Annotated in this window: 12 protein-coding genes; 2 read left to right on the top strand and 10 right to left on the bottom strand. The window is 64.4% G+C overall.

Translation table 11 applies throughout. The features are described 5' to 3' along the window. Positions 1–116 precede the first annotated feature (116 nt). Positions 117–2,480, bottom strand: coding sequence for a transketolase (locus GGD65_RS32795; protein ID WP_183237938.1), 2,364 nt, complete (start codon positions 2,478–2,480; stop codon positions 117–119). Between the two features lie 133 nt (positions 2,481–2,613). Here GGD65_RS32795 and GGD65_RS32790 point away from each other — a divergent pair, with 133 nt between their 5' ends. Further along, entirely contained in the window at positions 2,614–3,075 is a 462-nt protein-coding gene (locus GGD65_RS32790) for an Lrp/AsnC family transcriptional regulator (RefSeq protein WP_028144303.1), read from the top strand. Between the two features lie 96 nt (positions 3,076–3,171). Continuing rightward, the gene (gene ppk2, locus GGD65_RS32785; RefSeq protein ID WP_092259662.1) at positions 3,172–4,092 is read left to right on the top strand and encodes a polyphosphate kinase 2; all 921 of its coding nucleotides are present in this window, start codon (positions 3,172–3,174) and stop codon (positions 4,090–4,092) included. A 141-nt stretch (positions 4,093–4,233) separates the two neighbouring features. Here ppk2 and GGD65_RS32780 read toward each other — a convergent pair whose 3' ends face one another. From GGD65_RS32780 to GGD65_RS32740, 9 genes are all read right to left on the bottom strand, one after another. Continuing rightward, positions 4,234–5,313: a zinc-binding dehydrogenase gene (locus tag GGD65_RS32780; RefSeq protein ID WP_183237937.1), complete on the bottom strand. Its 1,080-nt coding sequence runs from the start codon at positions 5,311–5,313 to the stop codon at positions 4,234–4,236. A gap of 60 nt (positions 5,314–5,373) precedes the next feature. Then, a complete protein-coding gene (locus GGD65_RS32775; RefSeq protein WP_183231925.1) occupies positions 5,374–6,315 on the bottom strand; it encodes a DMT family transporter in 942 nt (313 codons plus the stop codon). Between the two features lie 187 nt (positions 6,316–6,502). Then, positions 6,503–7,342 (bottom strand): aldo/keto reductase, encoded by an 840-nt coding sequence (locus tag GGD65_RS32770; RefSeq protein WP_183237936.1) that lies wholly within the window; start codon positions 7,340–7,342, stop codon positions 6,503–6,505. Between the two features lie 46 nt (positions 7,343–7,388). Beyond that, positions 7,389–8,291, bottom strand: a complete 903-nt coding sequence (locus GGD65_RS32765) for an SMP-30/gluconolactonase/LRE family protein (protein WP_183237995.1) — start codon at positions 8,289–8,291, stop codon at positions 7,389–7,391. 205 nt (positions 8,292–8,496) lie between these two features. Continuing rightward, a complete protein-coding gene (locus tag GGD65_RS32760; protein ID WP_183237994.1) occupies positions 8,497–11,193 on the bottom strand; it encodes a nitrate reductase in 2,697 nt (898 codons plus the stop codon). Between the two features lie 28 nt (positions 11,194–11,221). Beyond that, on the bottom strand, positions 11,222–12,439 hold the full coding sequence (locus GGD65_RS32755) for an NAD(P)/FAD-dependent oxidoreductase (protein ID WP_179739532.1): 1,218 nt from the start codon (positions 12,437–12,439) through the stop codon (positions 11,222–11,224). Positions 12,440–12,449: 10 nt separating this feature from the next. Continuing rightward, positions 12,450–12,878 carry a globin family protein gene (locus GGD65_RS32750; protein ID WP_183237935.1) on the bottom strand — a complete coding sequence of 143 codons (429 nt, stop codon included), beginning with the start codon at positions 12,876–12,878 and terminating at the stop codon, positions 12,450–12,452. Positions 12,879–12,997: 119 nt separating this feature from the next. Then, the gene (locus tag GGD65_RS32745) at positions 12,998–14,377 is read right to left on the bottom strand and encodes an MFS transporter (RefSeq protein WP_018322790.1); all 1,380 of its coding nucleotides are present in this window, start codon (positions 14,375–14,377) and stop codon (positions 12,998–13,000) included. A 336-nt stretch (positions 14,378–14,713) separates the two neighbouring features. Then, the gene (locus GGD65_RS32740) at positions 14,714–15,508 is read right to left on the bottom strand and encodes an ABC transporter ATP-binding protein (protein WP_018322789.1); all 795 of its coding nucleotides are present in this window, start codon (positions 15,506–15,508) and stop codon (positions 14,714–14,716) included. Positions 15,509–15,521 lie beyond the last annotated feature (13 nt).

The following is a 15,521-nucleotide window of genomic DNA, read 5'->3' as shown; positions in this document are numbered from 1 at the left end:
CGAGTCCAACCAGGCTCCTGCCCCGGACGCAGCGCAGCGCTATCCTGGCGATGCGAAGCATCGTCCGGAGCAGCGGTGCGCTGCAGAGCCGGGGCCCATGCGACCGGTTACCTCGACTACACCGCCATCTTCCGGTGCAGCACCGGCGCGCCGGTAGTGAGGCTTTCGGCCGCATCGATGATGGCGTTCGCGTCGATGCCGTAGTGCCGATAAAGGTCCGCGATCGTGCCGGTCTGGCCGAACTGCTCGACGCCGAGCGCCTCGACGCGGTGGCCGCGGACACTGCCGAGCCAGCCGAGTGCTGACGGATGGCCGTCGATCACGGTCACGATGCCGCAGTCGCGCGGCAGCGGCGCCAGCAGCTTTTCGATGTGGCTGAGATGCTGCACGCCGCGGCGATCCCGCCGCAATTTCCGCGCGGCGGTCCAGCCCGCATGGAGGCGGTCCGCCGAGGTGATCGCGAGCAGGCCGATGTCGCGCCGGCTCTCGCCGATGAAGCCGGTCGCCTCGATCGCCTCAGGTGCCACCGCGCCGGTATAGGCGATCACGACTTCGGCATTCGGGCCCGGCTTGCGCAGCCAATAAGCGCCGTCGGTGATGCCCTGCTGCAGCTCCGGCGTCATGATCCGCTGCGCCTGCTCGATGCTGCGCGTCGACAGCCGCAGGTACACCGAGCCGCCCTCGCCCGCTTCGCGCTGCATGTGCTCAAACCCGAAAGCCATGATCACGGCGAGCTCGTCGACGAAGGCCGGCTCGAACGAGGCGAGCCCGTCCTGTGCCATGCCGATCAGGGGCGTCGCGATCGACTGGTGCGCGCCGCCCTCGGGCGCGAGCGTGATGCCTGATGGCGTCGCCGCCACCATGAAGCGCGCGTCCTGGTAGCAGGCGTAGTTCAGCGCATCGAGCCCGCGCTCGATGAAGGGATCATAGAGCGTGCCGACCGGCAGCAGCCGCTCGCCGTTGATCTGGTGCGACAGCCCAAGCGCCGAGAGCATGATGAACAGGTTCATCTCGGCAATTCCAAGCTCGAGATGCTGGCCCTTGGGCGAAAAGTCCCAGTTGAACGTGGAGGGAATTTTCTCGCTGCGGAATAAGTCCGCCTTCTCGGCGCGCGCGAACAGGCCGCGCCGGTTGACCCACGGACCGAGATTGGTCGACACCGTGACGTCGGGCGAGGTCGTGACGATGCGCCTTGCCAACTCACCGTCGCTGCGCGCGATCTCGTTCAACACGAGGCCAAAGCCCTGCTGGGTCGACATCTGCGGTGACGGCTTGAACGCGAGCTGCTGGGGCACCTCGACGACGGGCGCGGTCAGCCGGCGGCCGTCCTGGTTGAACGGCACGCGCGCGAGGAACGCGTCGAGTTCGGCGGCGGATTGCGCGAGCCCTTCGTACTTCTCCCATTCGTGACCGGGCCGGATGTTCTGGCTGTCGCGATATTTCTCCATCTGCGCGACCGTCATCAGGCCGGCGTGATTGTCCTTGTGACCCTGGAACGGCAGGCCGATGCCCTTGATGGTGTAGGCGATGAAGCAGACCGGACGGTCGTGATCGATGGACTCGAACGCCTCCAGCATGCTCGCCATGTCGTGGCCGCCGAGATTCGACATCAGCGCCAGCAATTCGTCGTCGCTGCGCTTGTCGATCAACCTGGTGATCGGGCCCTGGTCGCCGATCTCGTCATGCAGATGCTTGCGGAACGCGGCGCCGCCCTGGAAGCAGAGCGCGGCGTAGAGCGCATTCGGGCAATTGTCGATCCAAGCTTTAAGCGCCTCGCCGCCGGGCTCGGCGAAGGCCTCGCGCATCAGGCGGCCGTATTTCACGATGACGACGTCCCAGCCGAAATTGCGGAACATGGTCTCGAACTTTTCCCAGAGCCCTTCGCGCACGACGGCATCGAGCGACTGGCGGTTATAGTCGACCACCCACCAGGTGTTGCGCAGGCCGTGCTTCCAGCCCTCGGCGAGCGCCTCGAAAATGTTGCCCTCGTCCATCTCGGCATCGCCGACGAGCGCAATCATCCGCCCTTCGCGGCGATCCTTCATCCAGCCATGCGCCTTGACGTAGTCCTGCACCACCGAGGCGAACAGCGTCTGCGCGACGCCGAGGCCGACCGAACCAGTGGAGAAATCGACGTCGTCGACGTCCTTGGTCCGCGAGGGATAGGACTGCGCGCCCTTGAAGCCGCGAAAGTTCTCCAGCTTCTCGCGGCTCTGCCGGCCGAACAGATACTGGATGGCGTGGAACACCGGGCTCGCATGCGGCTTCACCGCGACGCGATCCTCAGGGCGCAGCACATGGAAATACAGCGCCGACATGATGGTGGCGAGCGAGGCGGACGAGGCCTGATGTCCCCCGACCTTCAAGCCGTCGGCATTGAGGCGGATGTGGTTGGCGTGGTGGATGGTCCAGGACGACAGCCACAGCGCCTTGCGGCTCAGCGCGGTCAAGGTGTCGAGGCGGGCGGTATCGACGGGCATGGCAAGGCTCCCGGGAACAGGTGGCGCGATGATACGCCCGTGGGAGGCGCCAAACTTCTCAATTCTTCGCGCAATACCCGTCAATATTGGGATACTATACTAATAATCGCCGGAAATTTGAAGGCCTATCCCAATGCCAGAGCTCGACGCCATCGACCGCAAAATCCTCGCGTTGCTTCAGGCCGACAGCCGGCTGACCATGCAGGAACTCGCCGACAAGGTCGGGCTCTCGGTCTCGCCCTGCCATCGCCGGGTCAAGCTGCTGGAGGAGCGCGGCGTCATCAGCCGCTATGTTGCGACCGTGGATCAGAAGGCGCTCGGCCTGCATGTCAGCGTCTTCATCTCGATCAAGCTGGCGCGGCAGAAGGAGGAGGATCTCAACCGCTTCGCGCGCGCGATCTCGAAATGGGACGAGGTGCTGGAATGCTATCTGATGACCGGCAACCGCGACTATCTGCTCCGCGTCGTTGCGGCCGACCTCGCCTCCTACGAGACCTTCCTGAAGACCAAGCTGACCCGGCTCGACGGCATCGCCTCGATCGAGTCCAGCTTTGCGCTGAGCCAGGTGAAATATTCGATCGCGCTGCCGGTGTGACCTGCCTCCGCAGGACAGAGCGGCTGTCACATGGACGCAACAAACCCCGCCGATGGTCGTTGGTAACACTGGCACCCTAGCCGAGAGAAGAAGCCCATGACCGCATCCGACCGCACCTTCCAAACCGCCAAGCGCGAGCGCATCATTCAGGAGATGGCCGACGACCTCGACGAGGAGCTGGAGATGGAGCTCGATGACACGAGGCTCGACGAGCTCCTGGACGAAACCGACACACCGGGTCCGACGGTCGATCGCAAGCTCTATTTCCGGGAGCTGCTGCGGCTCCAGGGCGAGCTGGTCAAGCTGCAGGACTGGGTGCAAAGCGAGCGCAAGAAGGTTGTCGTGCTGTTCGAGGGCCGCGACTCCGCCGGCAAGGGCGGCGTCATCAAGCGTATTACCCAGCGTCTCAATCCGCGCATCTGCCGCGTCGCGGCGCTTCCCGCCCCGAGCGAGCGCGAGCGCACGCAATGGTACTTCCAGCGCTACGTGTCGCACCTGCCGGCCGGCGGCGAGATCGTGCTGTTCGACCGCAGCTGGTACAACCGCGCCGGCGTCGAGCGCGTGATGGGCTTCTGCTCGGAGGAGGAGTACCAGGAATTCTTCAAGACGGTGCCCGAGTTCGAGCGCATGCTGATCCGCTCCGGTATCATCCTGGTCAAATACTGGTTCTCGATCACCGACGACGAGCAGCAGTTCCGCTTCACCATGCGCATCAAGGATCCGCTCAAGCAGTGGAAGCTGAGCCCGATGGACGTCGAGGCGCGCAGCCGCTGGGAGGCATACACCAAGGCTAAGGAGACGATGCTCGAGCACACGCACCTGCCGGACTCACCGTGGTGGATCGTCGATGCCGTCGACAAGAAGCGCGCGCGGCTTAACTGCATCGCGCATCTCCTCAGCCAGATCCCGTATCAGGAGGTCGCTCGCGCGCCGGTGATGCTGCCGCCGCGCGTCCGCCACCCCGACTATCAGCGCGGCCCGGTTCCGCCGGAGATGTACGTGCCGGCGAAATATTGACGGGGGCGAACGAATTCGGCCGCATGGGTATGGACTCAGGTCTCGTAGGGTGGGCAAAGCGAAGCGTGCCCACCATCTGCGTTTGAATCGGGAAAGATGGTGGGCACGGCGCTTTGCGCCTTTGCCCACCCTACGAGACCGTCACCGCCACGGCTGTACGATGATCTTGGTGTGGGCTTCAGGATTGGCGAGATCGGCGAACGCCTTGGCGACGCCGTCGATGCCGACCTCGGCCGTGACCATCGCCGCCGCATCCACCTGCCCTTCCGCGATCAGGCGCAGTGAGCCTGCGAATTCGTCCGGCGTGTAGCCGAGCACGTATTGGACGTTCAGCTCCTTCATGATGCCGAGCATGGGTTCGCTCTTGTCGGTCTCCATGCAGACACCGACCACCACGATGCGCGCGTCACGCGGTGCACCTTCGAACACCTGCTGCAACAGGCCGGGCACACCGACGCATTCGAAGATGATCGCGGGCTTCAGCGCCGGCAGCATGGCCTGGAACGGCGGCCTCGCCGCCTTCTCGGCGTCCGACATCTGCGCGTGCTCGGCCCAGGTCGCATAGGGCTGCGACACCCTGGGATCGACGACGACGTCGGCGCCGAGCTTTGCCGCGAGCGTGCGCCGCGCCGGTGAATAGTCGGCGGCGACGATCGGGTGCAGCCCCTTGATCTTCAGCGCCGCGATCACCGCGAGCCCGACAGGGCCGCAACCGATGACGAGCGGCACTTCGCCGCCCCGGATATTGGCCTTTGCCACGGCGTGAATGCCGACCGCGAGCGGCTCGGTCAACGCCGCATGTTCCGGCGCAAGACCGTTGGGCACTTCGAGCAGGAGCGGCTCGCTCAAAATCATCTGCTCCGCATAGCCGCCGACGAAGTCGTTGGAGTAGCCGATTCCCTTGATGCCATCCGGCGTCACCAGCGCGGGCAGCGAGCAGACATGCGTCCCCGGTTTGAACTTGCGTTCCGCGCCGGGGCCGTAATCGACGATCTCGCAGCAGAATTCGTGACCGAACACGACGTCACGCGACAGATCCATCGGCGTGCGACCGGTCTTCCTGGCCATCTCCACCATCCGCGACGCATGCTGGCGCGCATGCAGGTCGGAGCCGCAGATGCCGCAGGCGAGCGTCTTGACCAGCACATGGCCGGGGCCCGGCTTCGGCTCGGCCATCCTGTCGACGACAATCTCACCGTTCCTGAAAATCGCAGCGCGCATCCGGCTCCTCCCGTATTGTTGGAGCCGTTGATAGCACGTAACGGGGCGCGCGAACTTGCGTCAGGGGTTCGGGGAACGCTCTTCCAGCACCAGCAGCTGGGCGCGGCGGATACGCTCGCGATGGGCGATGTAGAGACCGCTTGCGACAATGAAGGCGGCACCGACGACCGTCCAGAGGTCGGGGACCTCGCCGAAGATGAAGAAGCCGAGAATGCTGACCCACAGCAACTGGGTGTAGGAAAACGGCGCCAGCACCGAGGCATCGCCATAGCGATAGGCCAGCACGATGATCCACTGGCCGACGGTCGAGGCGACGCCGATCACGATGCCGAGGCCAATCGCGGTCCACGTCGGCGTGACCCAGACGAACGGCACCATCACGGAAAGGATCGCAACGCCCGTGAGCGCGGAATACGCCATCGTGGTGAGCACGGCTTCACGTCCGCTCATCATGCGCGTCAAGATCAGCGCCGCCGCCCAGCAGAACGCCGAGATGATCGGGAAGAACGCGGCGGCGTGGAACGCGCTGGTGCCCGGCCGCAGGATGATCAGCACGCCCGTCAGGCCGATCCCGGTCGCGATCCAGCGTCGCAGGCCCACTTTCTCGCTCAGGAAGACGATCGACAGCGCAGTGACGAACAGCGGCGAAACGAAGCCGGTGGCGGAAGCTTCCGCGATGGGCAGGAAACTCAGGCCGGTGATGAAGAACAGCGAGGAGCCGAGCAGCGCGGCGCCGCGCATCAGCTGCAGGCCGAGCCGCTCGGTGCGCATCGCATGCAGCGGCGAGCCCGGCAGCATCACCGGCGTGAACATCAGCGCGAACGTGACGAAGCGGATCCAGGTGATCTCGATCGACGGCAGGCTGGTCGAGAGATATTTCGCGGTGGTGTCGGAGCAGCCGAGGAAGATCGTCGACAGCAGCACCAGCGCAATGCCCTTGAAGGGATGGTCGACGCGCGCAGGCGCACGGCGAGCCGTCTGCTTCTTCTCCGGCACGGGCATGGGAATACTGTCGAGCCTTGCGGCTGCGGCGGGCGGCGGTGTCACGGCTGGAACCCGGGAAAATGCGAATCGAGAACGGTTGTAAAAAACGACAAATGCGGCGCGTTCACAACTTCCGAAAACAGGATGCCGATATGCGCGAGCCGCCGCGCGCGTCAATGCTCCGTTAATAATGGCCGTTTGTGCGTTACAGCATGGGCAGGCTGCGCGGCTTCGCCCCGCGCGGAAACGCCGCATCTAACGCCGAAATCTCGTCTTTCGTCAGCACGAGATCACCGGCCGCCGCATTCTCGCCGGCATGTTCGGCAGACGAGGCCTTCGGAATCGCGAACACCGTAGTCGCACGGGTAAGGAAGCTGAGCGCGACCTGACGCGGCGTCACGCGACGAGCCTCTGCGATGCGCGCCAGCACGGCACCGCCCTTGCTGCGTGCATCAGGGAAATCGTCATGACCGAACGGGGAATAGGCGACCACGGAAACACCATGCCGCTCGCACCACGGAATCACCGCGTGCTCGATCGCGCGTTCCTTCAGATGATAGAGCACCTGATTGCAGGCGATACGATCCTCGCCGGCGACATCGAGAATCTCGTCGAGATCGTCGGCGTCGAAATTGGAAACGCCCCAGGATTTGATCTTGCCTGATTTCACCAGCTCCTCGAACGCGGCCACGGTGTCTTCGAGCGGATAGGAACCGCGCCAGTGCAGGAGATAGCAATCGAGACGGTCGGTCTTCAGCCGCTTCAGCGAACGCTCGCAGGCGGTGATGGTTCCGCCGCGCGACGCGTTGTTCGGCAAGACCTTGGAGACGAGGAACACTTCATCACGGCGACCCGCGATCGCATCCGCAATGACGAGCTCCGCATCACCATACATTTCGGCGGTGTCGATGTGCGTCATGCCGAGATCGAGCCCGCGCTGGAGCGCCGCGATCGCGCGCTTGCGATCGCCATGGTCGAGATACCAGGTGCCCTGCCCGATGACGGAGACGTTGGCACCGGTCTTGCCGAAAGGGTTTGTGTTCATGCTCGTCTCCGCTGTCGCTCTTCCGCTCAGGCAACCGCCACAAGGCTCAGGAGTTCAATCCGCCGATATCAGCCACCAGCACGCTGCCGGTCGACGACTCCGTGATATAGAGACGATCCTTGTTGGCGCCACCGATCGCCACATTCGTGCAATTCGGCCCCGCGCACGACTTGATCCGCGCGAGCAATTCGCCGTTCGGCGCGAACACGAAGACGTGGCCGAGCGAGGCATGGCCGACGAACAGGCGGCCCCTGGCGTCCATGGTCAAGCCATCGGGACCGCTGGTGCCGAACAGCGAGCAGAAGCGGCCGACCTTGGACACACTGCCGTCCTTCATGAACGGCAACCGCCACACCGCGTTGTCGCGCGTCATCGCGACGAACAGCACGGTTTCGGGGGGATCGAGCACCAGGCCATTCGGGCTGATACCGGTGTCGACCAGGCAATCGAGCCGGCCATTCGATGCGAGACGATAGACGCGACCGCTGGGGTCGTGCAGGCCGGTCTGGCCCTGATCGGTGAAATAGATGTCGCCGTTGGAAGCAAGATGCAGATCGTTGCAGCCGCGAAACGATTCCGAATTGCGCGCGGTCAGGATGGGCTTGATGCGGCCAGCCTTGGCGTCGAGCTCCATGATGCCGTGCCTGTAGTCGGCCACCAGGATGCGCCCGTCCGCGGCGATCTTCAGTCCGTTCGGCCAGCCCTCATATTCGACGACCTGCGACCACTCACCGTCAGGCGCGATGCGAAAGATGCGGCCGAAGGGAATGTCGACGATGTAGAGATTGCCGTCCCTGTCGAAGGAAGGCCCCTCGATGAAGCTGTCGGTCGGCACATTCGGCCGGTTGGCATCGGCCCAATCGGTCCGCACGCCCTTGCGGCGGAACTTTTCGGGCATGGTGGAGAAGATTTTCGTCTCGATCAGGCGCGGCGGCGTTTCCAGGTACATCATTGTTGTTTTGGACGTGTTGAGGGGGAGCGCGCAGCATAGGGCACAATCGACGGCGCGTCGATTGAGGCGGAGGCATGGCGCCTCGCTCTCACTGTCATTCCCCGCGAAAGCGGGGAATCCAGTACGCCGCGGCCTCACCGCTTCATCACAGATGTCTCGGCGTACTGGATCGCCCGGTCAAGCCGGGCGATGACAGCCGAGCTTATGCGACGACCTTCGCGTGCTTCACCGGTGCCACGTCCGTCGTTGCAATCAGGCGTTTCAGCTCCGGAATGCAGGAGCCGCAATTGGTGCCGGCCTTGAGCTTGGCGCCGATCTCGGCAGCCGAGCGCGCGCCGGCCGCGATGGTCTCGCAGATGGTGCCGCGGCCGACACCGAAGCAGGCGCAGACGATCGGCCCGGTCGAGGCGGCGCCCTCGCCGGACTTGCCTGACAGCAACATGCGGCGCTGCTCGTCGCTGACGTGGTCGGCCACGAACAGGCTCTTCACCACCTCCCAATCGCCGGCGTCATGCGCGGGACCGACGAACAAGCAAGTTTCGATTTGATCACCCGCGAACGAGGCCGCACGATAGACCCCGCCGCCGAAATCGCGATAGTCGGCGACGTCCTCGCCGGCGATGCTCTCGACCCAGGCCGGCCAGCGCGAAAGGTCGGCGTTGTCGGCGAAGAGATAGCCGAAACCGCCGGTGACCGTGACGCGGGTCCACAACAGGTTCGGCGGCAGATCGAGCTGCTTCCGCGCCAGCGCAAAGCCGCGGAAGACGAATTCGTAAGGCGCGATCGCGGCCGGCGTCGCCTTGGATTCCGGCTGCCCCGAGAACGGATCGGTGAAGGACTGAACCAGTGCTCCGACGCGGCCATGCGAGGCATTCATCGCGCTCCAATGGATCGGCGCGAACAACGTGCCACGCTGAGTGCTGTCACTAACGACGACCTTCAGGATGCACTGACCGTAATCGGTGATAACGCGGGCATAGCCGTCGTGAACGATGCCGTATTTGCCGGCATCATCAGGATGGATCTCGACGAAGGGTTCCGGCAGATGCGCGCCCAGCCGCTGGCTGAGACCCGTGCGCGTCATGGTGTGCCACTGGTCGCGGATGCGTCCGGTATTGAGCCTGAGCGGGCGCGAGGCGCCGGTCTCGCCGCGCAGCGACGGCACCTCCGGCGCAATGAAGCGGCCCTTGCCGTCATTGGTGAAGAAACCGCCGCTCGCGAAGAAGCGATCGCTCGGCACTCCGCCTTCACGCACCGGCCACTGTACCGGCTTTAGGGCATCGAAGCCTTCGTCCGAAAGCGAGGTCAGCGCGCCGATGTCGAAATCGCGGCTACCGTCGTTCTCGAACGCCGAGAGCGCGGCGTGCTCGCGGAAAATCTCGGCCGCCGATTTGTAGTTGAAGCTGTCGCCGAAGCCGAGACGCTTTGCCGTCTCGCTCAGGATCCACCAGTCCGGCCGCGCCTCTCCCGGAGCCGGCAGGAATGAGCGCTGGCGCGAGATGCGGCGCTCGGAATTGGTCACGGTACCCGACTTCTCGCCCCAGGCGAGCGCCGGCAGCAGCACATGCGGACCGGCATCAACCGTGTCGTTGGAGAGCACGTTCTCGGAGACCACGAACAGCTCGAGCTTATTCAACGCCTCGCGCACGAAGTCCGCATCGGGCAGCGACACCGCGGGATTGGTGCCCATCACCCAGAGCGCCTTGACCTCGCCGCGATGGATCGCCTCGAACAGCTGCACCGCCTTCAAGCCCTCATGGGTGGCGATGCGCGGCGCCTTCCAGAACCGCCTGACACGATCGATGTCGGGCGGCGTGAAGCCCATATGCGCGGCGAGCATATTGGCGAGACCGCCGACCTCGCGGCCGCCCATCGCGTTGGGCTGGCCGGTGAGCGAGAACGGCGAGGCGCCGGGCTTGCCGATGCGTCCCGTCGCGAGGTGACAGTTCAGGATCGCGTTGACCTTGTCGGTGCCCTGAGCCGACTGGTTGACGCCCTGCGAATACAGCGTGACGACGCGGTCCGTGTCGCGGAACATCTTGAAGAAGGTGGCGACGTCCTGCTCGGAGAGGCCCGTCGCGAGCGCCGTCGCAGTGACGCTGCCGGCGATGCTGCGCGCACGCGCCAGCGCATCGTCGAAACCGCTCGTGTTCTGCGCGATGTAATCCTGGTCCAGCGCGCCATTGTCAGCGAGATGGACGAACAGGCCGGAGAACAGCGCGGTATCGGTGCCGGGCTTGAGGCCGAGGAACAGATCGACATCGCTGGCAGTGTCGGTGCGGCGCGGGTCGATCACGATCATGCGCGCACCGCGCTCCCCACGGTTCTTCAGCATGCGCTGGAACAGCACCGGATGGCACCAGGCCGCGTTCGAGCCGACGAAGACCAGCAGATCGGCCTGGTCGAGATCCTCGTAGCAGCCGGGGACTGTGTCGGCGCCAAAAGCGCGGCGATGGCCGGCGACCGAGGACGACATGCAGAGCCGTGAATTGGTGTCGACATTCGCCGTGCCGACAAAGCCCTTCATCAGCTTGTTGGCGACGTAGTAATCCTCGGTGAGGAGCTGACCGGAGAGATAGAACGCGACCGCGTCGGCGCCGTCGCGCGCCACGATGTGCTGCATGCGATGGGCGATATGATCGAGCGCATCGCTCCAGGCGACGCGTTCGAGCACGCCCTTGCAGCGGATCATCGGATAGAGCAAGCGGCTTTCCAGCCCGACGGTCTCGCCGAGCGCTGAGCCTTTCGAGCACAGCCGGCCGAAATTGGCGGGATGGTCGGGGTCGCCCGCGATCGCCGCACCGCCCTTGCCGTCCGGCGTCGCCAGCACGCCGCAACCGACGCCGCAATAGGGACAGGTCGTCTTGGTGGTGCGAAGCGCGGGATCGATCGCCGTCATATCAAGCTGCCTTGTCACGCCGGCTCTATCAAGCCGCCTCGGAAGAACGCGCAAGCGCGCGGCCGAACATCATGTCGGTGCGGATCGCCGCAACCTTGTCGCGATTGCGGATCAGTTCGAGATACCAGAGCGCATCGACGGTATCGCCGATCAGCACCGCGCCAGTGAGCCGGCCGTCGGCGATCACGAGCTTCTTGTAGGTGCCGCGCCTGCGGTCGGTCAGCACCAGGCTCTCGCTGCCCTCCCCGCCCATGAAGTCGCCGGCGGAGAACACGCTGACGCCAGAGACCTTCAAATTGGTCGAGACCACGCTGCCCTGATAGGCGGCGGGCCGGCCGGCCAGATGCCGTGCCAGCACCCGCGCCTGCTCATAGGCGGGCTCGACCAGGCCATAGCAGGTGCCGCGATGCTCGGCGCATTCGCCGAGCGCGAAGATGTCGGGCGATGCCGTCTGCATCACATCGTTGACGACGATGCCGCGGTTGACCGCGATGCCGGCGTCCTTGGCAAGCGCCACGTTCGGCTTGATCCCGGCGGCGAAGATCACTGCATCGGCCTCGATGCGGCTGCCATCGGCAAGCTCGACGGCCTCGACATGACCATCGCCATGGATGCGGGCGGTCGAGGCATTGAGCAGGATGCGGATGCCCTTGCGCTCGACCAGCGTCTTGAGCAGGTCGGCGGCCGGCCCATCGAGCTGACGCTCCATCAGCCGGTCCATCAAATGCAGCAGCGTCACCGGCGCACCGGCCTTGGCAAGGCCGTAGGCTGCCTCGAGCCCGAGCAGGCCGCCGCCGACCACGACGACGCGCTTCTTCGCAGCGGCCAGCGTCAGCAAAAGGTCGACGTCGCGCGTATCGCGAAACGTGTGCACACCGGCGAGATCGGCACCCGGCAAATTCAGCCGCAGCGGCGTCGATCCGGTGGCGAGCACGAGCTTGGAATATTCCATGCTCTCCTCGCCTTCGATCTTGAGCTCGCGGCGACCGGTGTCGATCTCGGTGACGCGATAGCCGTAGCGCACCGTGACGCCGCGATGGCGCCACCAGTCCGCCGGCCGGAGCTCGATCTCGTGCGAGCCGGTCTCGCCGGCCAGCACGGATGAAAGCAGCACGCGATTGTAAGCGAGCCGCGGCTCTTCGCCGATCACGGCGACCGCGTAGCGGCCGAGTGCGGACTTGGCGAGCTCGTCGACCAGACGCGCGGCTGCCATACCGTTACCGACGATGACCAGCGGTTCACTCACGAGGCATCTCCTATTCAGCGGCCTGCGCTTGCGCGCCATAGGCCTCGGACATCATGTAGCCGGACAGCACGCCGTAAGCGTCGGTCCAGGCGTTTGCCAATTCCGGCGTCCAGGCGTCGCCAAGACCCTTCTCAAGGGTCCACAGCAGGGTCGCGCCGACCACGGGGTAGTGCTCGGCGGTGGCGCCGTAGGCGACGTGGCGCTTGGCGAGCGCGGAGGCCACGGGAAGAATCGTCTCCAGGTTCGACAGGCCGCTGACGACGGCGGCGAGCATGCCCATCAGCTTCTTGCGCTGCTCGGTCATGTCTTCAGGGAACATCGCACGCACGGACGGCGCCACTTCGAACAGACGATCGTAGAACAACACGGAGGCAGCTTGCGAAATCGGCGCAACCTTGGCGAAGCTCTGCTGGATGAGGGTGATCTGTTCTGGCGTCATGATGTTCTCCTGCCTGTTGGGTTTGCCTTGGTGCGCGCCATTGCGAACCAGGTTCATGGTCAAACTGTCGGGCAATGCTTCTCCCCGCGTACGGGGAGAAGCGAGATTCGTACCAAGTGTCAGACTCGCGCCTCCGCGAGGCTTGACGCGCCCTCACCCTGCGGGCCGCGACGCAGGTAGAACCACCACGTCAAGCCGAGGCAGCTGGCGTAGAAGCCGAGATAGATCGCGAGCGCGAGCTGGGGGCCGCCGGTCAGGGCGATCGACTTGCCGAAACCGGTCGGGATCAGGTAGCCGCCAACGGCGCCGATCGCGCCGATGAAGCCGACCGCCGCACCACTCTCGATGCTCGCTGTCTTCAGCGCGAGCGCGCGCGCCGCATCGCCCTTGCCGCGCACCTTAAACAGGTTCTCTTCGCGGAAGATCGAGGGGATCATGCGATAGGTCGACCCGTTGCCGATGCCCGTCGTCACGAACAGGATCAGGAACATCGACAGGAAGCCGATGAAATCCTTCTGCCCGACGAAGTAGAGCACGCCGACCGTTGCGCCCGCCATCACGATGAAGTTCCAGAAGGTGATGACCGAGCCACCGATCTTGTCGGCAAGCCAGCCGCCGAGCGGCCGCGACAGCGAGCCGACCAGCGGCCCCAGGAACGCGATCGCAATCGTGATTTGCGGGAACTGGGTCTTGATCAGCAGCGGAAACGCAGCCGAATAGCCGATGAACGAGCCGAACGTGCCAATATAGAGATACGCCATGATCCAGGTGTGCTTGCGCTTGACGATCGCAAGCTGGTTCTTCACCGACGACTTCGCCGTGGTCAGGTTGTTCATGAAGAACACGGCACCGAACACCGCGATCGCGATCGGCAGCACCCACATCAGGCCGGCGTTCTGCAGGAAGATGCCGTCGACCGGCGTCGCCTGGAACAGGTTGAAGACGGCGAGCGTCATCAGGATCGGGGTCAGGAGCTGCACGCTGGAGACGCCGATATTGCCGCCGGCCGCGTTCAGGCCAAGCGCCCAGCCCTTCATCCGGTCAGGGAAGAAGAAGGAGATGTTGGTCATGCTGGAGGCGAAGTTGCCGCCGCCGAGACCCGCGGTCGAGGCGATCAGCAGCATCAGCCAGAACGGCGTATCGGGCTGGCTCACGAAATAGGCAAGCGACAAGGTCGGAATGAACAGGATCGCCGCGCTGAAGATGGTCCAGTTGCGGCCGCCGAACGTGGTCACCGCGAAAGTGTAGGGAAAGCGCATCAGGGCGCCGATCAGCCCCGGCACCGCGATCAGCTGGAACAGCTGGTCGGTCGAGTAGTGAAAGCCCGCCTGCGGCAGCTTGGTGGTGACGATGCTCCAGATCAGCCAGACCGAGAAGCCGATATGCTCGGCCACGATCGACCAGATCAGGTTGCGTCGCGCGATAGTCTTGCCAGTCGCATTCCAGAACGCCTCATCTTCGGGGCGCCAGTCTGAAATCCAAGTAGGATTCTTCGTCATTGAGTATCCCTTCCAGGCTCACCGCTGCGTCGTTGCAGGCTCTGCCTCACATGGAGGCGCGCTCCGAGGCTTCACCCCGGTGGCGAGTTCACGATGCTGATTGATGATGTTGAGGGACGTCGTCGTTGGCGTCGCGCAAAGACATTTCAATTTCCGTGCCAGTTGCGCGCACGCTGGAAATACAGGGATTTCAGGACGTTATTCGTATTGCCAGAAATTTCTGCAGGGCTTTTTCGCACGCAAAATTTGCGATTCGCTCAATCCTTGTGCGACGCACAAGGATTGAGCGGGATGTCGATTATTTGTGCGCAGGCATCCGCTTGCGTTAACTCTTCGTTACGCGGCTTCGACGAAGCGATGACGCTCATAGAGGAATTCGAGCACGCGCTGGCGGCACTTCAGATAGGTGGTGTTGGTGGCGAGCTCGAGCCGCTTGCGCGGGCGCACCAACGGCACCTCCAGCACCTCGCCGATGCGCGCGCTCGGCCCATTGGTCATCATCACGATGCGGTCGGACAGCAGCACGGCCTCGTCGACGTCGTGAGTGATCATCAAAATGGTGTTGCCGAGCTTCTGATGCAGCGCCATCACCGAGTCCTGCAAGTGAGCACGGGTCAGTGCGTCGAGCGCGCCGAACGGCTCATCCAGCAGCAGCACCTTCGGCTCCATCGCCAGCGCCCGCGCAATGCCGACGCGCTGTTTCATGCCGCCGGAGATTTCGGAAGGACGCTTGTCCTTGGCATGGGCCATCTGCACCAGATTGAGATTGTGCATGACCCAGGCGTCGCGCTCGGCACGGGACTTGGTCCTGGCAAAGACCTTGTCGACGCCGAGCCTGACGTTCTCGTACACGGTGAGCCACGGCAGCAGGCTGTGGTTCTGGAACACCACGGCGCGGTCGGGCCCCGGCGAGTTGACCTCGCGATTCTCCAGCAGCACGCCGCCGGTGGTGGCGTTGGTCAGCCCCGCGATGATGTTGAGCAGGGTCGACTTGCCGCAGCCGGAATGGCCGATGATCGAGACGTATTCGCCCTTCTCGATCGTGAGATTGATCTCCTTTAGCACCTCCGTGGTGGCGGCACCGCGGGTGAAGACCTTGTCGATGTGGTCGAGCTTCAGATAGGCGGTCATGTACCCTCTCCTC

The organism is Bradyrhizobium sp. CIR18 (genome assembly GCF_014198295.1).
Lineage (GTDB): Bacteria > Pseudomonadota > Alphaproteobacteria > Rhizobiales > Xanthobacteraceae > Bradyrhizobium.
The sequence above is the reverse complement of the archived record's forward strand: the minus strand, read 5'-3'. Positions and strand labels throughout refer to the sequence as shown.